Annotated in this window: 16 protein-coding genes, 1 pseudogene and 1 other annotated feature; of the genes and pseudogenes, 10 read left to right on the forward strand and 7 right to left on the reverse strand. The window is 58.8% G+C overall.

What is annotated here, in order from left to right; genetic code table 11:
- Nucleotides 1-53: 53 nt before the first annotated feature.
- On the reverse strand, nucleotides 54-380 hold the full coding sequence (locus tag ACZ5RT_RS01370) for a hypothetical protein (protein WP_464453281.1): 327 nt from the start codon (nucleotides 378-380) through the stop codon (nucleotides 54-56).
- A gap of 94 nt (nucleotides 381-474) precedes the next feature.
- Nucleotides 475-729 (reverse strand): VF530 family protein, encoded by a 255-nt coding sequence (locus ACZ5RT_RS01375; RefSeq protein WP_291925097.1) that lies wholly within the window; start codon nucleotides 727-729, stop codon nucleotides 475-477.
- Between the two features lie 124 nt (nucleotides 730-853).
- Here ACZ5RT_RS01375 and ACZ5RT_RS01380 point away from each other — a divergent pair, with 124 nt between their 5' ends.
- Entirely contained in the window at nucleotides 854-2,395 is a 1,542-nt protein-coding gene (locus ACZ5RT_RS01380; protein WP_464453282.1) for an AAA family ATPase, read from the forward strand.
- 72 nt (nucleotides 2,396-2,467) lie between these two features.
- On the opposite strand, the gene cadR is transcribed toward ACZ5RT_RS01380, so the two are convergent.
- On the reverse strand, nucleotides 2,468-2,932 hold the full coding sequence (cadR, locus tag ACZ5RT_RS01385; protein WP_464454169.1) for a Cd(II)/Pb(II)-responsive transcriptional regulator: 465 nt from the start codon (nucleotides 2,930-2,932) through the stop codon (nucleotides 2,468-2,470).
- Between the two features lie 6 nt (nucleotides 2,933-2,938).
- On the opposite strand from cadR, the gene ACZ5RT_RS01390 reads away from it, so the two are divergent.
- The 8 genes and pseudogenes from ACZ5RT_RS01390 to ACZ5RT_RS01425 all read left to right on the forward strand — a co-directional run bounded on the left by ACZ5RT_RS01390 (nucleotide 2,939) and on the right by ACZ5RT_RS01425 (nucleotide 8,672).
- A protein-coding gene (locus ACZ5RT_RS01390) for an IS3 family transposase (protein WP_464452786.1) occupies nucleotides 2,939-4,176 on the forward strand; the annotation gives its coding sequence in 2 pieces (ribosomal slippage) (nucleotides 2,939-3,230 and nucleotides 3,230-4,176; 1,239 coding nt in all).
- Nucleotides 3,220-3,336, forward strand: a sequence feature (AL1L pseudoknot). Its footprint overlaps the gene before it by 117 nt.
- 29 nt (nucleotides 4,177-4,205) lie before the next feature.
- Nucleotides 4,206-4,793 carry a Mu transposase domain-containing protein gene (locus ACZ5RT_RS01395; protein WP_464454170.1) on the forward strand — a complete coding sequence of 196 codons (588 nt, stop codon included), beginning with the start codon at nucleotides 4,206-4,208 and terminating at the stop codon, nucleotides 4,791-4,793.
- Entirely contained in the window at nucleotides 4,790-5,542 is a 753-nt protein-coding gene (istB, locus tag ACZ5RT_RS01400; RefSeq protein ID WP_464453003.1) for an IS21-like element helper ATPase IstB, read from the forward strand. The genes ACZ5RT_RS01395 and istB overlap by 4 nt, the downstream gene beginning before the upstream one ends.
- Nucleotides 5,543-5,708: 166 nt before the next feature.
- Nucleotides 5,709-5,822, forward strand: a pseudogene (locus tag ACZ5RT_RS01405) (Lon-insertion domain-containing protein); the annotation flags it as partial.
- An 87-nt stretch (nucleotides 5,823-5,909) separates the two neighbouring features.
- Complete coding sequence (locus tag ACZ5RT_RS01410; RefSeq protein WP_464454171.1) at nucleotides 5,910-6,650, forward strand: S16 family serine protease; 741 nt, start codon at nucleotides 5,910-5,912, stop codon at nucleotides 6,648-6,650.
- 225 nt (nucleotides 6,651-6,875) lie between these two features.
- The gene (locus tag ACZ5RT_RS01415) at nucleotides 6,876-7,511 is read left to right on the forward strand and encodes a response regulator transcription factor (protein WP_291925101.1); all 636 of its coding nucleotides are present in this window, start codon (nucleotides 6,876-6,878) and stop codon (nucleotides 7,509-7,511) included.
- A 120-nt stretch (nucleotides 7,512-7,631) separates the two neighbouring features.
- Entirely contained in the window at nucleotides 7,632-7,838 is a 207-nt protein-coding gene (locus ACZ5RT_RS01420) for a hypothetical protein (protein ID WP_464453283.1), read from the forward strand.
- 189 nt (nucleotides 7,839-8,027) lie between these two features.
- Nucleotides 8,028-8,672 (forward strand): LuxR C-terminal-related transcriptional regulator, encoded by a 645-nt coding sequence (locus ACZ5RT_RS01425; RefSeq protein WP_464453284.1) that lies wholly within the window; start codon nucleotides 8,028-8,030, stop codon nucleotides 8,670-8,672.
- 26 nt (nucleotides 8,673-8,698) lie between these two features.
- Here ACZ5RT_RS01425 and ACZ5RT_RS01430 read toward each other — a convergent pair whose 3' ends face one another.
- Entirely contained in the window at nucleotides 8,699-9,295 is a 597-nt protein-coding gene (locus tag ACZ5RT_RS01430) for a Crp/Fnr family transcriptional regulator (RefSeq protein WP_464453285.1), read from the reverse strand.
- 224 nt (nucleotides 9,296-9,519) lie between these two features.
- Entirely contained in the window at nucleotides 9,520-10,200 is a 681-nt protein-coding gene (locus ACZ5RT_RS01435; RefSeq protein ID WP_464453286.1) for a Crp/Fnr family transcriptional regulator, read from the reverse strand.
- Between the two features lie 197 nt (nucleotides 10,201-10,397).
- On the opposite strand from ACZ5RT_RS01435, the gene ACZ5RT_RS01440 reads away from it, so the two are divergent.
- A complete protein-coding gene (locus tag ACZ5RT_RS01440; RefSeq protein WP_464453287.1) occupies nucleotides 10,398-11,078 on the forward strand; it encodes a cyclic nucleotide-binding domain-containing protein in 681 nt (226 codons plus the stop codon).
- A gap of 2 nt (nucleotides 11,079-11,080) precedes the next feature.
- On the opposite strand, the gene ACZ5RT_RS01445 is transcribed toward ACZ5RT_RS01440, so the two are convergent.
- Together ACZ5RT_RS01445 and cysK are read right to left on the reverse strand one after the other, a co-directional pair.
- Nucleotides 11,081-12,916: an NAD(P)/FAD-dependent oxidoreductase gene (locus tag ACZ5RT_RS01445; protein WP_464453288.1), complete on the reverse strand. Its 1,836-nt coding sequence runs from the start codon at nucleotides 12,914-12,916 to the stop codon at nucleotides 11,081-11,083.
- A gap of 56 nt (nucleotides 12,917-12,972) precedes the next feature.
- Complete coding sequence (gene cysK, locus ACZ5RT_RS01450; RefSeq protein ID WP_464453289.1) at nucleotides 12,973-13,890, reverse strand: cysteine synthase A; 918 nt, start codon at nucleotides 13,888-13,890, stop codon at nucleotides 12,973-12,975.
- Nucleotides 13,891-13,902: the final 12 nt, after the last annotated feature.

The following is a 13,902-nucleotide window of genomic DNA, read 5'->3' on the forward strand; positions in this document are numbered from 1 at the left end:
TCAGGCGGCTTGTCGCTTGGCGGGGTGTTCAGGCCCCGCGTGATGGTCAGATCTCAATGGTCGCGCGGGCGCATCAGCCAGCTCACCAGCGTGGCCGCCAACGCGCCCACCCCGACGGCAATGAACACGGATTTGAAGGGTGCCTGCTGGATGCAGTGTTCGGCCGTGGAGGTGGCTTGCTGCGTTTTTTGCGCCAACAAATGACGGGTTTGAATCGCCGTGTCACGGCTGTGCTGTGCCATGTCGCTGATGCTGTCCGAGAGCCGTTCGACCAAACGCTCGAAGGCAGGTTTGGCTTCGTGTGCGGCCTCTTGCACAGAGGCCGAAACGCCTGCAGCGGCGGTGGCCATTTTGTCGATGGGGCTTTGAGGGTCGGTCATGTGCGCTCGCTTTCTGGGTGAGTGAAGAACAGGGCTTCACCATAAAAGCGGCCAACGCGTTTGTCTGTGGTCTGCCGCACCCGTCTCAGGGCGCTCACATTTCCTGGCGTTTGATCTCGCGCAGCATGAAGAGGTAAAGGCTCTCAACCTTGTCCCGAGCCCAGGGCGTCTTGCGCAGAAATTTCAGGCTGGAGCCCACACTGGGCTCATGGGTGAAGCAGCGGATCGGGATGCGCACCCCCAGATCGGCCCAGCCGTAATGGTCGGCCAATCGGGTGACGATGGTCTCCAGGGTCAGACCATGCAGCGGGTTACGTGGTTGGGGGTTGTCGTGGGCAGAGCTGGGCATGACCCGATTGTCTCCTGATTTGGGCAGGGTGCTGCAGCGCACAGAAGGCGGTGCATCGGCCGCCTAGATTGGGCAAGGCTCAGCGCAGCCGTTTTGGCTGCGGGTCGCTCACGGAGAACTTTTCATGCACCCTGCTACGTCGGGGCCGACAGGTCCCTGGGCCGAGTTGACCACTGATCAGCTGCGCAAAACGGTCGATGCGGCCACGCTCGGTTTTGCGGACACTTCCGAGTTGCTGCACAAGCCCTTGCCATGGATAGGGCAGGAGCGTGCCCAACAAGCGGCCGAATTCGGCATGGCCATGACCGAGGCCGATTACAACCTGTTTGTCTTGGGTGAGGTGGGCAGTGGCCGTACCACACTGCTGTGCCAGTTGATGCATGCACAGGCTGAGCACCGTCCCGTCCCGCCGGACCTGTGTTACCTGCACAACTTTGACGAGCCGGGCCGGCCCAGGGCCTTGCGCCTGAAGGCGGGGCAGGGGCGTGTGTTGCGCCAGAGCATGCTGGAGCTGGCCAAGCGGCTGCAAAGCGAAGTGCCCAAGCGTTTGGCCCAAGACGATTACAAGGCCGAGAGCAAACGGATCGAGGCCACCTACAAAAGCGAAGAAGACCGAGGCTACCTGGCCCTGAGCGCCTATGCCGAGGCCCACCACTTTGCCTTGATGCGCGATCAGGGGCACATGGTGTTCACTTTGAAAGACGCGCAAGGAGAACCCGTGACGGCGGGCAAGGCCCTGACCTTGAGCCGGGAGCAACGTGCCCAGATCGATGAAAGCGAAGAGGCGCTGCGCGCAGAGATCAGCCGCTATCTGGAGAAAACGCGGGCGTTGGAGCGCGTGATGAACGAGGGCCTGTCGGCTTTGCGCAGACAGACCCTCAAACCCATGCTGGTGCACGAGATGCAGTCGATCTCCCATGCGTTGGGGCAGCCCGTGACCGACAAGGTCAAGCTGGCTGCGTTTCTCGAACAGGTCCAGCAATGTGTGCTGGACAACGTGGAATTGTTCGAACCCAGTGAAGAGGAGGATGTGCGGCTGGAGGCTCTGGCGTCTGTTTTGAGCCTGTTTCGTGTGAATGTGGTGGTGGACAACCATGGGTTGCAGGGCGCGCCCGTTTTGGTGGAGGACAACCCCTTGTTCAGGATGTTGTTTGGCAGCATCGAATACGCCGCAGACGAAGGCGAGCTGGTCACGGATTTTTCGCGTATCCGCGCAGGCAGCTTGCTCAAGGCGCATGGCGGGTTTTTGATGCTGCACCTGCGGGATTTGCTGGCCGACCCCCACGTCTGGGAAAAGCTGCGCCGGTTCATGCGCAATGGCCGCCTGCAGATCGAGGAGCCCGGCATGATGTACGCGCCCATGGCTGCCGAGTCCCTGGATCCCGAGGCGGTGGCGGTGGATGTGAAGCTGGTGCTGGTGGCTTCGGTGGACGAGTACTACGCGGTGCAGGAAGCGGACCCTGAGTTTGCAAGGCGTTTTCGCTGCAAGGTGGACTTTGCCGAAAGCTTTGCAGCGACCGCCGCATCGGCCGAGGCCACGGCCATTTTTGTGGGGCACACCTGCCACAAACGGCAGTTGCCGCATTTTTCAGCGCAAGCCGTGGCGGCTTTGATCGAAGAGACACACCGCGAAGCCGATGACCAGCATCGGTGCGTATTCCAGTGATGTTGACCAATCAGTCCAGCAACGTGACCAGCGCGTCCAGTTGTATTGACCAATTAATGTCCATCTCAGACATTACAAGCTTTTTGAGTGCAATCCACCAATGTGCCCTGAAACGCTTTTTGATTTCAAAGTTGCTTGGCGTGGATGTGCAGATAACTCAGCAAGAATGCCGCATTGGTTTGTTGCCCGCGCTTCCATACAAGTTTCGCGTAATTCTTTGAGTTGGCGCTCAAGTGTTCGCAACTCTTTTATCCTTGACGCAACGTGCGCCATGTGTGTATCGATCAGTTCATTCACACCATCGCAGTCACCTTGCTGTGCGTCCTTGAAAGCCAGTAAGGTTCGAATTTCGTTCAGTGTCATATCCAGACTTCTGCAGTTCCGGATAAAAGACAGACGAGCCGCATGTTCGGGGCCATAAATTCGATAGTTGCCTTCAGATCGCAGCGGTGAAGGTAGCAACCCTTCTCGCTCGTAATACCGAATCGTTTCCTGAATCGCCCCGGATTTTGAGGAGGCTCCACACTTTGAGAAGATGGAGCCATGAGCAAGAAATCAAACCGTTTTTCACCCGAAATGCGCGAACGCGCTGTCCGCATGGTGCTCGAACACCGCGGCGAGTACCCATCTCTTTGGGCCACCATTGAATCAATTGCCCCCAAGATCGGGTGTGTGCCGCAAACCCTCAACGACTGGGTTCGCCAGCACGAAGTTGATGCAGGCATGCGCGATGGCCTCAGCTCTGACGAGCGAGCCCGCATCAAAGACCTTGAGCGTGAAGTCAAAGAGCTGCGCAAAGCCAACGAGATCCTCAAGCTGGCGAGCGCTTTTTTTGCCCAGGCGGAGCTCGACCGCCGACTCAAGTCCTGAGAGCCTTTGTAGATAAACATCGTGCCACCTACGGGGTCGAGCCGATTTGCAAAGTGCTGCAAATTGCCCCCTCTGGTTACAGATGCCATGCTGCCCGCCAACGCAAACCCGAACTGCTTTGCGCCCGAGCCAAACGCGATGAAGCCCTGATGCCAAAGATCCAAGCCGTCTGGCAGGCCAATATGCAGGTCTATGGGGCCGACAAGGTCTGGCACCAGATGAATCGTGAAGGAACTGAGGTGGCGCGTTGTACGGTCGAGCGGCTCATGAAACGCATGGGATTGCAGGGTGTGCGCAGGGGCAAGGTCATCCGCACGACGGTCCCGGACAAAGCAGCACCTTGCCCCCTAGACAGAGTCAATCGCCAGTTCAAAGCCGATCGGCCCAACCAGCTGTGGGTGTCAGACTTCACCTACGTCAGCACCTGGCAGGGCTGGCAATATGTGGCCTTTGTGATTGACGTGTTTGCCCGGCGCATCGTGGGCTGGCGGGTGAGCAGCTCCATGCGCACGGACTTTGTGCTCGATGCGCTGGAGCAAGCGCTGTTTGACAGGCAACCCGAGCGCTCGGATGCCTTGATACATCACTCGGACAGGGGGTCTCAATACGTTTCCATTCTCTACACCGAACGCCTGGCCCAAGCTGGGATAGAGCCCTCGGTGGGCAGCCGTGGCGACAGCTACGACAACGCCCTGGCCGAGACGATCAATGGGCTGTACAAGGCCGAATTGATCCACCGCCGTGCACCCTGGAAAACCAAGGAGGCACTGGAACTGGCGACCCTGGAATGGGTGGCTTGGTTCAACCACCACCGACTGCTCAGCTCGATTGGGTATATTCCACCGGCTGAAGCTGAGGAGAACTACTACCGGCAGCTAGCCGGCAAGAACGAGACCGAGGTCTCAACTTAAACCAACTGGCCTCCACGAAAACCGGGGCGATTCAGCCTGGTACGGCATTCGAATTGAGTGATTGGCGCTATGGCGTCAGAGTGCAGGACGACTATCACATCGAACACCAACGGCGGTTCTATTCAGTCCCGCATACGCTGGCACGGGAAAGCGTTGACCTCAGGTTCACCGCTACTGTCATTGAGGTATTCCATCGAGGTCGAAGGATTGCGCTTCATCCATTGATTTCGCTTGAAGGTGACGCCAGCACGATGCCCGAGCATCGCCCTGTCATACATAGTCGCGTACTGGATGCCGAGCCTCGGGCTTTGTTGGCGTGGGCCATGAGTGTTGGCGACAACGTGGAGTTGATGATTCGGCATCAACTTGAAAACCGAAGCGACATCACGAACGGCGTCAAAGCCGCACGGCGAATGCGCGACCTTGCAAGGGACTACGGAGATGCTCGATTTGAAGAGGTCTGTGCCTACGCCATGCCTTTGAACATCACCTCACTCCGCAGCATCACATCCATCCTCAAAGAGGATGCAGACAAACGTTTTTATGTCGCGCAAACACCAAAAGTCAAAGTCATCGGTGAATTGCGCGGTCCTAGTTATTTTGGAGAATCAGTATGAGCAGCACACAGCAAACCATTACCCGCCTTCGTGAACTCAAGCTCGTTCCAATGGCCGATGCTTATGACATGCAGCTTCAGCAACCTAAATTGCATGATGTCAGTTTTGATGATCGCTTTGCCATGCTTGTTGACTATGAGGCGTCCGAGCGTGAGGCCCGAAAGTTGAAACGCCTAATTAGGGGTGCAGGTATGCCCGAAGCAGCGTCTTTTGAGGATGTTGAGTACAAAGTCAACCGTGGCCTAGACAAGGCACAGTTGGCTTCTCTAGCAAGCTGTGACTGGATACGCCGTCAACAGAACTTGATCATTCAAGGGGCAACAGGTGTTGGCAAGACTTGGCTTGCGTGTGCCTTTGGCCAACAGGCATGCAGGTTGAAAATGCCAGTTCTGTTTTACCGAGCCAGCGATCTGTACGGAACCATCAACCAATCACTGTTAGATGGTTCATTGCCTGCACTGAAGTTGTCATTGAGCAAACCAAGTTTGCTGATACTTGATGATCTGGGTTTGGGAGAAATGAACCAACATGCGTCGCAGTTCTTGTTAGATGTGATTGATCGCCGAATGCGAACTGGATCATTGCTCATCACAACGCAGTACCCAACCGACCAATGGCACGGATTCTTCCCTGACCCTACTGTGGCTGATGCCATCTTGGACCGCGTGGTGCATCAATCCCATCGGCTGTCTCCAAAGGGCGAGTCCATGCGCAAAACAATGGCTCGCAAAAAAATGCAATCTAGTTAATTGAAGGATAGACAGACTGGCTTTGTCAGTCTGTCTATCTGGTCAAGACCGCAACACTTTTAAACTTTGGTCACGTGGCTGGACTGAGTGGTCAGTTCCGACTGGAAATGGTGGTCACTAAGAATTGGCGCGGGTGGTCAATTAGGAGTGGAATACGCAGCATCGGCAAAGCGCCATCTTTGCGCGGCTGGAGGCCTTGGTGATCGAGAGTGCGGCGCGGGCCAGGCAGAAGGGCAAAGCCACGGTGGCGCTGGCCGATGTGCAGGGCGCCAAACAGGCCCGGCTTCACCGACACAACTACCCCGAGCAACGCTTGCAGGAAACCCTGCTCGATGGCGAACGCTTGCTGCGGGTCAGCGGTGAGCAGGTGGCGCAGGTCAATGGCCTCACGGTGGTGGACCTGGGGGACTACCGCTTCGGGTTTCCGGTGCGGGTGACGGCTTGCACCTATGCCGGAGAAGAAGGCTTGCTCAACATCGAACGTGAGGTGGAGCTGTCAGGCCCGATCCACGACAAAGGCGTGCTGATTTTGCACAGCTATTTGTCAGCGCTGTTTGCCCACCTGGCGCCTTTGGCCATGAATGCGGCGGTGGTGTTTGAGCAGGAATACAGCGGTGTCGAAGGCGATTCGGCCTCGTGTGCCGAGTTCTACGCTTTGCTGTCGAGCTTGTCGGGTATGCCGCTCAAGCAAGGCATCGCCGTGACGGGCGCAGTCAATCAGCACGGTGAGCTGCTGCCCGTGGGCGGCATCAACGAAAAGATTGAAGGCTTCTTTCGCAGCTGTGAAAACCTGGGCCTGGATGGTCATCAAGGTGTGTTGATGCCCCGGCGGAACTGCCGGCATTTGATGCTGGACGCACGTGTGGTCGAGGCGGTGGCTGCCGGGCGTTTCCACATCCATGTGGCCGATACGGCCGCCGAGGGCATGGTGCTTTTGACGGGTGTGAAGTTTGGCACCTTGGGGGTGGGGGGCTACGAGGCCGACAGCGTGTTGGGGCGTGCGCAAAAAACATTGCAACGCTTTCGCCATGCGTGCGAACACCTGGGCAACAAGCCGACGCTCAAGCCGAACCACTTGCGACACCTCAAGCACAGCGTTTTGCGCTGAGCTTGCAGGGATGGGGTGCGGGCGCATGTGCGGGTATGCCTTTGAAATATGCCGATGGTGTTACCGGTTTTCGTGGGCTTACTGGTTTGGATGTAGCGCGGCTCACCAATTCTGAGGATCGCACGGCAAGCCGCTGTTGCCTATTCTGATGGCAGCGATCAGGTCATGATTTTGGGAGGTCGACACGGACCTTGGGCCTGAGAAAAATTGAAAAGGACCTCATTCATGTGCATCGATCTTGTGCTGGCCGATCCGTATCCTGTGATGCTGGAGGGGCTCACCCATGTCTTCCAGGATTCCTCCGACTTTTCAGTCAAGTCCTGCGTCCGCAACGGGGATGAGGCCTTGCAGGCCTTGCAACAGTTTCAGCCCCACATTCTGGTGATGGACTTGTCCTTGTCGCAAAGAAATGGCCTGGCTTTGCTCGAAGAAATCAAGGCGCAGAACTTGCGCACACGCCCAGTGGTGTTCACGGGCGCACCGATTGGCGAGGTCATGCGGGCGCTGGATCTGGACGTGCCGGGCTTGGTGTCGAAAGAAAAATCACGCCACATTTTGACCCGTTGCATCAAGTCGGTGCACGAGGGGGGCAAGTGGCTGGACCGTGACCTGTCGGTCAAGACCATGTCGCTTTTGCTGGAGCAGCAAAAGAAAAAAGCGAATGCCTCACAGCTGTTGACGCCACGTGAATTGACGGTGGCGCGCATGGTCACCGAGGGCTGGCCCAATAAAAAAATCGCCAGCAAGCTGTTCATCAGCGAAGGCACGGCCAAGCTGCACTTGCACCACATTTACCAAAAGCTCAACTGTCCAGGTCGCATGTCTTTGCAGCGCCATATGCAAGAGCATGGCTTGCTTTGAGCGTCTGTACTTTTTGAAATGGATGGAGAAGGAAATCACATGGGCCAGGAAAATTAAATCCTCGAAAAAGCATATGCAGAGCACATCGGGGAGCATTACAAGCGCGCTTCGGAAGAGCTGTTGCACGCCTACCAGCGCAACAAGGAGGCGGGTCGGCACCACGAGGCTGGGGCTTTCAAGGCCGCGCTGCACCATGCCAAGCTGTCCAAGCACCACGCCTTCAATGCCCACGAGCAGCTCAAGGAGGTGCTGGTGATTCACGAAAAAATGAGAGCCACGGATGCGTCGGCATTGCCAACGTCATTGCGTGGTGATTTGCTTCAGTGATGATGCAGTCCACAAAATTTATTGAATTTATTCTTGATATGTGCAGCACCGCACAGTCACGGCGTTGCGCCATGCCTAGACTGTCTCAACAGCCGCCAACGATGCGGCTGTGAAGCAGAGGGGAGCCAAAAATTAAAAAAATGTTTTGGTCATTGACGGGCTTAGCCGCCCCCATCTGGAGTTGTTGATATGTCAATTCGAGTCCTGCTTTCTTCCAAGCACAAGGTGGTGTCTGAAGGTATCGCCGCTGTGTTGCGCACACACCATGACATGGATGTTGTGGGGGTGTCGGACAATGGAGAGCACACCCACGCCCTGTGTGATGAGGTGGACCCCGATGTGGTGTTGATTGGCATGCAAGCCAATGACGCACGGGACCTGAAGTTGATGCACCAGATTGCTCACCACCAACCTTCCAAGAACATGGTGGCGTTTTCAAGCGATACCGATCGCCATTCGATCATCGAAATTCTGGATGCGGGTGCCAAAGCCTATGTGTCCACCACCAGCAGCATGGACGAGTTGATGTCTGCGATCCGTGCGGCAGCGGTTGGGCGGGTCTATCTGTGTCAGGCTGCAGCCTCAGAGATGATGGAGAGCGTGCGCAAGGCCCGTTCTGGCGACATCACCGTCAAAGGCCATTTGGGTGGGCGTGAAGAACAGGTGCTGCGTTTGATCGCCGACGGTTTTTCTTCCAAGGAAATCGCCCGCAATTTGCAAATTGCCCCCAGCACGGTCGAGGTGCACCGACGCAACATCATGCGCAAGATCGGTTTGCACAAGGTGGCCGATCTCACGCGCTACGCCATCCGCAATCAGATGGTGTCGGTCTAGCCTTCAGGCCGATGGCTCACCGCCTTTTAGGGGGTGAGCAATCGGCGCTCTTCGTCGCGGATGACGCTGTGGCATTCGCAGGCCCGTTCTGCCAGTGCCGCCCGGTTCAGCACCATGATGCGGCCGCGGCTGTAGCTGAGGATGCCGTCGTTCATCAGGCGCTTGGCCGCCTGGGTCACACCTTCACGCCGCACCCCCAACAGATTGGCCATCGATTCATGCGTGAGTCCGATGCTGTCGTCGTCTTGCCGGTCCAGCATGAGCAGCAGCATGCTGCACAGTTGTCGCTCCAGGGTATGGTGCCGGTGGCACACAGCGCCTTGCGACATTTGCGCGATCAAGGTTTGCGTGTAACGCAAGAAAAGCTGTTGTACCGGGTTGCCTTGGTTGAAGCTGCCCAGCACCACGCTGAGCCTCAGGCGCAGAGCGGTGCCTGCTTTTTGGACCACCGCACGGTTGCGTGTGTGCGCCGCGCCCATCAGCAGGTAAACGCCGATGACCCCTTCCTTGCCCGTCATGGCGACTTGCGTGGCATCGCCGTTTTCCAGAAGGCGAATCCAGGAGACGATGGCGGTGAGCGGAAAGTGCAAATGACTCACGATGCGGCCAGGTTCGTGGAGCACCTGCCCCTGCTTCAAATCAACCCACTCCAAATGCGGTGACCACTCCTTGAAAATATCCGACGGTAATAAATCGATAATTTTATTTAATTTGTAAATAATTTGCATAAATTTCATTTTTTACAATCGATGCCCATGAAATTTAGCAAATATCCGGAGAATTTCTGTACGGCACCGAACACAACTATCCCTAATCAGGGATTTAATTTCTGTAACCTTGATCCACGTCAGACGTGCGTTGAAAGCATGGCCTGTTGGGGGGGGGCACATTCGCGCAAACCGGCCATGTCCAGGATGTTGACCACGCCTCTTTGGTAATCGATCAAACCCTTGGTTTTGAGATCACCGGCAGCCAAAGTGATGCTGACGCGTCGAACACCGAGCATCTGCGCCAGGTGCTCGTGGGTCAGAGGCAAGCGGTCGTTTTGTGCGCGTTCGGCAGACAACACCAGCCAATGGGCCAATCGGGTGCCGATGTCATCGAACTGGACAGAGGCCGACATCGTTGCCACATGCTCGGCCAGTTGCCACAGGTATTGAGAAATCACCCACAGCATGCCGGGCCGCTGGTGCAGCAGCATGGCCAGATCATGGCTGTTGGCCGCCCAGGCGCTGCCACCGGTTTGGACCCGGCAGCGCAAATGGCCGGGTGCCGGGCTCAGCACCGAGCCCAGGCCAATGGCCCCCTCTGATCCGACCAAGCCCACAGCCAGTGTGTGGTGCGCAGGGCTTTCGACCAGCAGTGCGACCGAGGCACCGGTTAAAAAATAGATTTTTGAATGGCCGTCTGCACAGGGCAGGCCCAGTGACTGACCTGCTTTGAGTGCCACCGGTTGGCAAATGCTTTGCACCCGGTTCTGATCTTCCCTGGCCAGTTGAAAGATGAGTCCGTTGGTCGAGAGCGTCACTGAAAATTACCCGGTTGCACGGTGGTCAAAAGACGTTGCAGTTTGGAAAAAAAGCCAGCGAAAGGTGGGAATTTTTGAAGGATCGCAAAGTATATGCGGCGCTTTCGTCGAGTGGATCACAGTGCAGATGGCTTGTGTGTTCGACAAAGAACATAAAATCAAAGTTGTGCCCAACAGGGCGTTTGGAGCGCATCCATTTGTCCACAGAAAACATTGAAAACTCCACCCTGGCCCTGATGCTGGCCAGTGGCGCCAGGGTCGGCAATGTGAACAGTGCGCTCGTGCATTTGCAGGCCGGCCCCCTGGTTCGGGAGGCCGGAGATGCTGGTGTCTGGGCTTATTTCCCGGTGGATGCGCTCATTGGCCTGGTGCCGGTGCATTCAGCAGCGGCTGCCGTGGCCTTGGTGGGGCGGCATGGTTGTATCGTCTTGCCCGATGCGGCGGCGGCGTCTGTGCAGGCGCATGTCGTATCGCCGGGGCGGGCGTACCGCCTCGACTGGGTGGTGGTGAACGAAGACCCGGACCGTTTTGCGCCTTGGCTGTGGCATGCCGCCGCCGCCGCACAAAGCCTGATCGGCCAAATGGCCCAGTGGTCATTTTGTGCGCAACACCACAGCCCATCGCAGCACCTGGCCAGTTGGCTGCTGTATGGCTTGGCCCAATCGCCCAAGGCCGAGTTGACCATCCGTTTGCAGGGCTTGCCGCCGGGCATTCGGCAGCTGCTGGCCGAATCGGTCCTGGCTGTGCCAGAGGCCGTGGCTTCACCCGCTTATGTTTTGGATGGCGACGTTTTGCGGATCACCGACCCAGAGCAGCTGGCGGCAGGGGCATGCTCGTGTCACGCACGCATGGCCCATTCGAAGCTTGCCCAGCCCTGAGTTCAGGCTTGTGCGCTGGGGCTCCATCCGGCGGTGATGTCCCGCGCCAATGACTCGGCCACCTTGATGCCGTCTACACCTGCCGACAAAATGCCGCCCGCATAACTCGCGCCTTCGCCTGCCGGGTAAAGGCCGCGGGTGTTGGTGCTCTGGTGGTCGTCACCTCGCGGAATGCGCAGGGGCGACGAGGTGCGCGTTTCCACCCCGGTCATCACCGCGTCCGCCATGTCGTAGCCCTTGATTTTTCGGCCGAACACCGGCAGCGCTTCGCGCATGGCGGCCACCGCATAGTCGGGCAGCACGGTGGCCAGGTCGGTCAGCTTCACGCCGGGTTTGTAAGACGGCAACACGCTGCCCCAGGTGCTGGAGGGGCGCTTTGCCAGAAAGTCGCCGACCAGCTGGCCGGGGGCTTCGTAGTTGCTGCCGCCCACTTCAAAGGCGCGGGTTTCGAGTTGGCGCTGCAACACGATGCCGGACAGGGGGTGCGCTTGGGGAGGTTGTTGCGCCGCCAAAGCTTGCGCTTCCTGTGCGAGCTGGGTGCCGTCTTGCTCGCCAAAGGCGGCCTGCCAGGCGGCAGTGTCCAGCGGGTAATCGGGCGGGTCGATGGCCACCACCATGCCCGCATTGGCATTGCGTTCGTTGCGCGAGTACTGGCTCATGCCGTTGGTCACCACGCGGCCCGGCTCGCTGGTGGCGGCCACCACGGTGCCGCCGGGGCACATGCAAAAGCTGTAGACGGCACGCCCGTTTTGCGCGTGGTGCACCAGTTTGTAATCGGCCGCGCCCAGCAAGGGGTGGCCTGCATGGCGGCCCCAGCGGGCCTGGTCGATCACGCTTTGCGGGTGCTCGATGCGCACACCAATGGAAAACGCCTTGGCCTGCATGGCCACGCCACGGCGGTGCAGCATGACAAAGGTGTCGCGCGAACTGTGGCCCAGCGCCATGACGGCGTGGCGCGTGTGCAGGGTGTGGCTCTGGCCCGTACGCAGGTCTTCTACCTGCAGCCCGGTGAGCTGCTGGCCCCCGGCGACGGGCGAAAGCAGCACATCGCTCACGCGCTGCTCAAAGCGGATCTCGCCGCCCAACGCGATGATCTGCTCGCGGATGTGTTCCACCACCTTGACCAGCTTGAAGGTGCCGATGTGCGGGTGTGCGGCGTACAGGATGTCGGCAGGTGCGCCTGCATGGACGAATTCATCAATGACCTTGCGGCCCAGGTGGCGCGGGTCCTTGATCTGGCTGTAGAGCTTGCCGTCAGAGAAGGTGCCCGCACCGCCTTCGCCAAACTGCACATTGCTCTCAGGGTTGAGGACCTTTTTGCGCCACAGGCCCCAGGTGTCCTTGGTGCGTTCACGCACGGGCTTGCCACGTTCCAGCACGATGGGCTTGAAACCCATTTGCGCCAGCGCCAGGGCAGCGAACATGCCGCACGGCCCAAAGCCCACCACCACCGGGCGCTCGCCGGGCGTTGCACCAAAATTGGCGGAGGCCTGGCAGGGCGGGTGCCAGGTCATGTCGGGGGTGGGCTGGATGTGGGGATGCTTGTCAAACTGGTGCAGCAGCGCTGTCTCGGTCTGTGCATCGTTGAGCGCCAGGTCCACGATGTAGACCGCGCGCAGATCGGCCTTGCGGGCATCGAAGCTGCGTTTGAAAACGTTCAGTGTGGCGATGTCGGCAGTGCGGATGCCCAGCGCTTGCGCAGCCATTTGGCGCAGGGCGGCTATGGGGTGCGGCGTGGGCAGGCGGTCTTCGTCGGTTTCGGACGGCGCGTCGGCCGCGCGGCGCGTCTCGACCGGCAGGGCCGAGAGGGGGAGTTTGAGTTCTGAAATCCGGATCATGGCAACCTCTGTGGCTTGTGGTTATCAAGCAAGAAGCGGTGATTATCGCCGTGCGATCAGGTGGGCAAGAACCCTTCGACCGACAAATAGCGCTCGCCCGTGTCGTAGTTGAAGCCCAATACGGTGGCCCCGGCGGGCAGTTCGGGCAGTTTTTGGGCAATGGCGGCCAAAGTGGCACCCGAGGAAATGCCGACCAGCATGCCTTCCTCGCGGGCCGAGCGGCGGGCGTATTCGCGGGCGACTTCGGCATCGACCTGGATCACGTCGTCCAGCAATGAGGTGTCGAGGTTTTGGGGGATGAAGCCCGCGCCAATGCCTTGAATCGGGTGGGGCGATGGGGTGCCACCTGAGATGACGGGTGAAGCCGCAGGCTCGACCGCGAACACCTTGAGATGGGGAAACTTGGCCTTGAGCACGCGGGCCACGCCCGTCAGGTGCCCGCCTGTGCCCACGCCGGTGATGAGGGCGTCGATGCCATCGGGGAAGTCGGCCAGAATTTCCTGCGCGGTGGTGCGCACGTGCACGTCGATGTTGGCCGGGTTTTCAAATTGCTGCGGCATCCAGGCACCGGGCGTGCTGGCCACCAGTTCCTGGGCGCGGGCAATCGCCCCCTTCATGCCTTTTTCGCGCGGTGTCAGGTCAAAGCTGGCCCCATAGGCCAGCATCAGCCGACGGCGCTCAACGCTCATGCTGTCGGGCATGACCAGCACCAGCTTGTAGCCTTTGACGGCGGCCACCATGGCCAGGCCAATGCCGGTGTTGCCCGAGGTGGGCTCGACGATGGTGCCGCCGGGCTTCAAGGCCCCCGACTTTTCGGCGGCTTCGACCATGGCCAGCGCGATGCGGTCCTTGACCGAGCCGCCCGGGTTGCTGCGTTCGGATTTGATCCAGACATTTGCGCCCGTGCCAAACAGGCGCTGGATGCGCACATGGGGCGTGTGGCCGATCGTGTCGAGGATGGTGTGGGCTTTCATGAGGGATTCCTG

The sequence above is a fragment of the Limnohabitans sp. TEGF003 genome (assembly GCF_055395455.1).